At 65.2% G+C, this 3,436-nt stretch carries 4 protein-coding genes and 1 pseudogene; all 5 read right to left on the bottom strand.

From position 1 onward, the window contains the following. Nucleotides 1-203: 203 nt before the first annotated feature. A complete protein-coding gene (locus QZY06_RS04595; protein WP_295680807.1) occupies nucleotides 204-920 on the bottom strand; it encodes an outer membrane beta-barrel protein in 717 nt (238 codons plus the stop codon). 195 nt (nucleotides 921-1,115) lie between these two features. After that, a complete protein-coding gene (locus tag QZY06_RS04590) occupies nucleotides 1,116-1,673 on the bottom strand; it encodes a hypothetical protein (RefSeq protein ID WP_295680804.1) in 558 nt (185 codons plus the stop codon). Between the two features lie 71 nt (nucleotides 1,674-1,744). Continuing rightward, nucleotides 1,745-2,206 carry a hypothetical protein gene (locus tag QZY06_RS04585; RefSeq protein ID WP_295680800.1) on the bottom strand — a complete coding sequence of 154 codons (462 nt, stop codon included), beginning with the start codon at nucleotides 2,204-2,206 and terminating at the stop codon, nucleotides 1,745-1,747. Between the two features lie 2 nt (nucleotides 2,207-2,208). Beyond that, on the bottom strand, nucleotides 2,209-2,967 hold the full coding sequence (locus QZY06_RS04580) for a CsgG/HfaB family protein (protein WP_295680797.1): 759 nt from the start codon (nucleotides 2,965-2,967) through the stop codon (nucleotides 2,209-2,211). A gap of 28 nt (nucleotides 2,968-2,995) precedes the next feature. After that, nucleotides 2,996-3,436, bottom strand: a pseudogene (locus QZY06_RS04575) (hypothetical protein); the annotation flags it as partial.

Below are 3,436 nucleotides of genomic sequence, written 5' to 3'. Positions count from 1 at the left end.
GCAACCACTCGTCATTCCCGCGCAGGCGGGATCGATTCGCTGGGAGCGAATCGACGCGGAAGCCTGCGCTAGCAGGGTGAGCGCATGGATGCGCTCAACAATCCAGTTCTGATGCGGCGTGCTACGTCCAAAACTGGATGCCCGCCTGCGCGGGCATGACGGCTATTCAGGTTTTCATTCAACTGGAAAAGCTTTGACGGCGATCAGAACTGGAAGCGCACGCCGCCACGCACCGAGCTGTAGTCGGACTCGCTGAAGTCGTCCTGCAGGTTGGTGTAGCGGTATTCGCCGAACAGGCTGGTTTCGCGGGTGATCTTGTAGCTCAGGCCCACGAGCAGGTCGACGCCGTCGGCGCGGGCGCTGTCGTTATTGTTGTTCTCCGGCTCCAGGCTGATGTAGCCGAGGCGGCCGTAGATCTGGGCGCGGCGCGAAGGATTGAATTCGATCAGGCCGCCGACGTCGTAGCCGGTGGCCTTGCCGTTGGTGGTGTCGCCCAGGTAGGTGGTATCGACCTGCTGGTTGACGTAGTGCGCGTAGCCGCCCAGCTTGAATTCCGGCGCGATCGGCATCAGCAGGCCGCCGCCGAGGCGGAATTCGTCGAGCTTGTATTTCACCTTGTCGCCGGCGAACTGGTCATCGGCATTGGCGTAGGTGTATTCGCCGCCGAGGAACAGGCCGTGGCCGAAGAAGATCTTGCCGCGCACGCCGAGGTCGTAGCCATCCGGGTTGGTGGAGTCGAAACCGTCGTCGATGGTCTGGAAGTTCGCGCCTGCGAAGGCGGAGACGTCAACCGTCGGGTTGCCGTAGCCATCGTCGTAATTGTCACGACCATGTCCGCGGCCGTCCGCGTATGTCGACAACGGGGCGATGACGACTGCCATCGAGATCAACACTTTGTTCAGGTTCTTGGACATGGTCATGGTCGCTGCGCGTGGTCCTGTGATGGCCCGGATTGGGCCGTTGCGTGCCGGGTCGCTGCACGCCCCCAGAGCTTGGGAGCTGCTGCGTCATCGAGCGACGCAAGATTGGCCGTTCGAAGCTGAGCGCTTCCTGAACGGCTCCATCACTTTCTACACGAAGCACCGGCAGGGCCGTGTCGACCCTACCGCGAGACCTCAATTCTTCGGCGGATTGATCCGGATCGTGTATTCGCCAACGGTGGTGTTTTTGACCTTCGGCATCGCGAACATGCCGGCGCCCTTCGGCAGCGGCTCGGAAACGGTCTGGATCAAGGTGAGCACTGCGGGTGTGCCATCGGGAATTTCCGCACCGGAAGTGGAGGTGGAGACGATGGCGCTCCAGCTGCCGCTGCCGCGGACTTCTTCGCGCAGCACCAGGATGGCGTTCGTGTGGACGCCGCAGGCGCCGAGCCAGCCGATCTCGTAGCTCAGCGTCGCGTCCTTCGGCGCCTTGTATTCGATCTTGATCGGCTGCTGATCCTTGAGCACGTCGCCGGCCTTGAACGGCACGCTGACGCCGGGCGCGCTGAAGAACACGTCGTGCACGCGCAGGTATTCGGCCATGGTGTCCGGCGGAATCAGCTTGCAGCGGGCGTTGGAGACATCCGGCTTGATGATCGGCGCGGCCATGCTGGCAAGCGGCGCAGCGAGCAGGCCGAGGCCGAGCGTGGTGGTGGCAAGGATGCGCAGACTTGGCGTGGCGTGGATCGACATCGGCATGACTCCGGTGGGTGGTCTTGTCTGGATAGACGCGAAGCAGCGTGCGATCACGACAGGCTGGCGGTTCAGCGCCGGTACGGTGCGTCGTCGTAGCCGAGGTAGGGCGCTTGGTCCCAGAGTTGAATCGGGGCCGGCGCAGGGCGCTGCCGCAGCGGCAGGCCGGGATAGCCATCGGCACAGCGAACGGTGCTGCGGAAGCTGCCGCCATCGAGGCTGCCCGCCGTGTGACCACCACCGCGCAGGACGCGGCCATCGTTCCAGCCGCAAGGGCCGGGATCGAAGCCGTAGCGGGTTCCGTAGCTGCCGTAAGCGTTGCCGGCGCCGTAATCGGCATCGAGACCCAGCCGGCTGCCGGCGCCGGTCAGCGCGCGTGGATCGGCGCCGTCCGGCAAACGGCCGTTCCAGCCCTGGGCATCGGCTGCCTGTTCGGTGGAGCCCTGCAAGCTGCGGCGCGATGATTCGGCCTGAACCAGGCCGGCGAGGCTCAGGCCGAGCAGCGTGCCTCCGATCAGCAAGCGGCCTCGCATGCTTATTCCTCGAACCATTCCGGCGAGCGGCTCGCCAGTTCCTTTACCGAGGCTTCGATCAGCGCGCGCACCGCTTTGTCGACGCTTTCGTTGCTGCTGACCGAGGCGCCGCCGTCCGGCGTCAGATCACCCAGCGATTTGCCGGTGGTCTTCGACATCACCGTGTCCACCGCCGAACCGATGCCGGCGATGCTGAAGCCGCCGGACGACAGTTTCTTGGTGACGTTGACGGCGTCAAGCACGTCGCCATTGCCGGCATCGAGCACCCGCACGTCCATGCCGATGCTGCCCTTGCTCTTGTTGCCGCCCAAGGTCACGCCGGCCACGGTCAGTGCGCCGTCGCTGCCGCCGCCATCGGCATTGGCTTCCGAGATCACTGCTTCGAAGATCAGCTGCGCGCCGCGCAATTGCTGGCTGGCGACGTTGCCGGTCGACGCGCCACTCGAATTCAACTGATGCTCCTGCGACACGCCGCCAGCGAGGTTGCTGCGCTCCACCACGCGGAAGCGCCGGCTCTTGACCAGCTCCGTGGTGAACATGTCGGTGGCGGCGCGCACATTGAGTTCGCTGACCGCGCTGCGCACTTCGTAGACGGTGACCGAGACCTTGCGCTTGACCTTCGGAACGCCCACCGATTCGAGCTCCTTCGAGTTCTCGGTGTCGTCTACCACCGCCTTGCTGGCGGCGTAGCTGTGCATGGGTAATGTGCTGGCGCCAGCCAGCGCGATCAGCGCAAAAACGGAAAGTGGTTTGGGGAACATGACGGGCTCCTGTGTTGCGAATGGGGGATCAGTACGGCGTGGGCGACGGCGTTTCGGTGTTCTGCTGCGGCCAGCCGTTGCTGCCAGTGGCGCCGCCGCCGAACGCCGAGGGATCGACGTTGGTCTTCGGCGGTTTGGTGAAGGTCTTGCCGCTGCTGTAGGGATTCGCAGTGCCCGCGCCTTGCGTCTGGCCACGGCCGGCGAAGCTGCCGCCCTGGATGCCGCCGGCCTGTCCGCTGCCATAAGCCTGGCTGCCGTAGCCGCTGCCGGAAGCGCCATAGCCGTTCGATGGCGATGTCGACTGGCCACTCCAGCCGCGTGCTGCGGCTGGCGGCGCGGGCTGCTGCGGCTGCGCGTAAGGATCGTTCGAGTAGGTGCCGGGCGCGTCGTAACCGGGCGCGGGATTGGGGTAGGCGGTGCTGAATTCCTCACCGCTCGGCGTGTCGGCAGCTTTGGCCCCGCTTCCGAT

The sequence above is a fragment of the uncultured Nevskia sp. genome (assembly GCF_903885465.1).
Taxonomy (GTDB): domain Bacteria; phylum Pseudomonadota; class Gammaproteobacteria; order Nevskiales; family Nevskiaceae; genus Nevskia.
Note: the sequence above shows the minus strand (reverse complement) of the source record. Positions and strands in the feature narration are given on the sequence as shown.